General features: G+C 67.2%; 3 protein-coding genes. All 3 read right to left on the bottom strand.

All coding sequences use genetic code 11. The annotated features are described in order from the left end of the window. A partial coding sequence (gene tnpC / locus GH815_RS18560; protein ID WP_153750209.1) for an IS66 family transposase occupies positions 1 to 1,369 on the bottom strand: 1,369 nt, incomplete at its 3' end. Between the two features lie 69 nt (positions 1,370 to 1,438). Further along, entirely contained in the window at positions 1,439 to 1,792 is a 354-nt protein-coding gene (gene tnpB, locus GH815_RS18555) for an IS66 family insertion sequence element accessory protein TnpB (RefSeq protein ID WP_153750208.1), read from the bottom strand. Continuing rightward, on the bottom strand, positions 1,789 to 2,220 hold the full coding sequence (gene tnpA / locus GH815_RS18550; RefSeq protein WP_153750207.1) for an IS66-like element accessory protein TnpA: 432 nt from the start codon (positions 2,218 to 2,220) through the stop codon (positions 1,789 to 1,791). Before tnpA ends, tnpB begins: the two co-directional genes overlap by 4 nt. Positions 2,221 to 2,298: the final 78 nt, after the last annotated feature.

Here is a 2,298-nt window from a genome sequence, read left to right as displayed (position 1 = left end):
GCCTGATCGAATTCTCGACGCCGTTGGTGTCCATCTCGAGCCGGCCATCATCGAGGAAGCGGGTCAGGCCGTCCCAGCGTTTCAGGCCGTATCGGATATGCTTGGCCAGGTCGTTGGTCGAGGAGAGATCCTGCAGGCAACCTTCCAGCCACGGGCGCAGGGCCTCGGCAATTGGTTTCGACAGTTTCTGGCGGACGGCCCTGCGCGTTTCGGGGTCGCGGCCGCGGATTTCCTTCTCGATGGCGTAGAGCGAGGCAATGCGCCTGATCATCTCCTCGCAGACCGGCGACGGTGTGCTCTGGCTGAACGTGACGAAGCGGCGCCGCCAATGCGTCCAGCAATAGGCGATGGTCCATGGCTTCGCGGTCTGCTTCGGATCGGCGATAACATCGTAGACGGGATGGCCGTCCGCCATCAGCGTGCTGCCGGTGAACCCCTTCAGCATCGTCTGCGCGATCTTGCCGCTCCGGGTGCGGGAATGCCGGAACACCACGATGGGGGGATCGCCGCCACCCCATCCGCGCTGGTCGCGCAGGATCGCCCAGAGGAAATCCTTGCGCACCTTGCCGGTGCCGGGGGCCAGCACCGGCACATAGGTTTCGTCCATCTGCAACCGGTCGGAGCGGCGGAGGTCGGCGATCATCGCGTCGATCACCGGCTGCAACAGCTGCGCCGCCCGGCCGGCCCAGTTGGCCAGCATCGTCCGATCGAGGTCGAGGCCCTGCCGGCGGTAGATATCGGCCTGGCGGTAGAACGGCAGGTAATCCCCGAACTTGGCGACCATGCAGTGGGCCACCATCGCCTCGGTGGGCAGGCCGCGGGGCACCAGCCATTCCGGCGCCGGTGCCTGGGCATGGGAATTGCCCGCGCAATTGCGGCACATGTATTTCGGGCGGATCGTGACCAGAACCCGGAATTGGGCGGGGATCACGTCCAGCCGCTCGCTCCGGTCCTCGCCGACCTTCACCATCTCGCCGCACCCGCAGGGGCAGAGCCTGCTTTCGGGTTCGATGACCTGCTCGATCCGCGGCAGGTGGTCGGGCAGGTTGCCCTTGTTCCGGTTGGAGGGCTTCCGGCTTTTCTTCCGGTTGCCGACAGCCTTTTCGGCCGCGTCGCCCGCCGCGGCCAGCATGCCCTCGGCGACATCGATATCCTCGAACGGCAGATGGCGCTGATCGGGATCGAGCTTTTCGGACTTCGCCCCGAACTTCTCGTGCCGCGCCTGCTTGACCATCCGTTCCAGCCGGGCGCGAGCCTCCTCGACCCGGGCCAGACGGGTCTCGGCCTCGATGCGCGCGGCCGTTTCCACAGCCAGCCGCCGCTCGAGGTCTGCCACGTAGGCCGCGCTGATCGTCCCGTCCGGTGCCATGGCGCATGTCTACACCGGCGGCGCAGCGACCGCCGCCCGAAACCGCGCTCCGAGTCATCCTGCCGCGGGTTATCCCGCCAAGCGCGGCCGCCGTCGTCGCTCGGGCAGAACCGCCGTCCAGTCCAGCCCCTCGAGCAGGGCGGAGAACTGCGCCGGGGACAGCCGGATCACCCCGTCCGCGGGCTTCGGCCAGCGGAAGGCAGACCCTTCCAGCTTCTTGTAGATCAGCACAAGCCCGCTGCCGTCCCAGACCAGGCACTTCATCTGGTCGCCGCGCTTGGAGCGGAAGACGAAGACCGCGCCGGAAAAGGGGTCCTGCCCGAGCACCGACTGCACGATCAGCGACAGGCCAGCGTGCCCCTTGCGGAAATCGACCGGCTTCGTGGCCAGGTAGACGCGGTAACGTCCGCCGGGCAGGATCATGATGCGTCCCGCACCGCCGAGATCACCCGGGCGAGATGGCCGGGGTCAAAGGTCGATGGCACCAGGATGCGGACGTCGTCCACCTTGATCTCGATCGCTCCGCTGTCACCGGCGCCGCCATCGCGGCGGGAGCCGCCATCTCCGGAGACCAACACCGGCACGAGGCCAAGCGCATCGTCATCGGGCATCGGCAACAGCCCGTCCCGCGCCGCCCGCCGCCAGGCATGCAGCTGCGGCGCGGAAACGTCGTACCGACGGGCGACATCCGCAACCGACACCCCGTCGCGATAGGTCTCCAGCACCATGGCCGCCTTCACATGCTCCGGCCACCGCCGCCGCCCGCTCGGACCCGTCACAACCTCGATACGCCCGGCGTATCCTTCGTCGTCACTGTGAGAACTTACGTAAGTTTGTACATCGCTATCCATCTGACACCTCCGTCGTTACGGGCGTCATCTCGGACAGCAGACCACCTCAGGCAACGAGGGTACTGGGCGGTCGCTTAC

Source organism: Rhodovulum strictum, assembly GCF_009649175.1.
GTDB classification, from domain to species: Bacteria; Pseudomonadota; Alphaproteobacteria; order Rhodobacterales; family Rhodobacteraceae; genus Rhodovulum; species Rhodovulum strictum.
The sequence above is the reverse complement of the archived record's forward strand: the minus strand, read 5'-3'. Positions and strand labels throughout refer to the sequence as shown.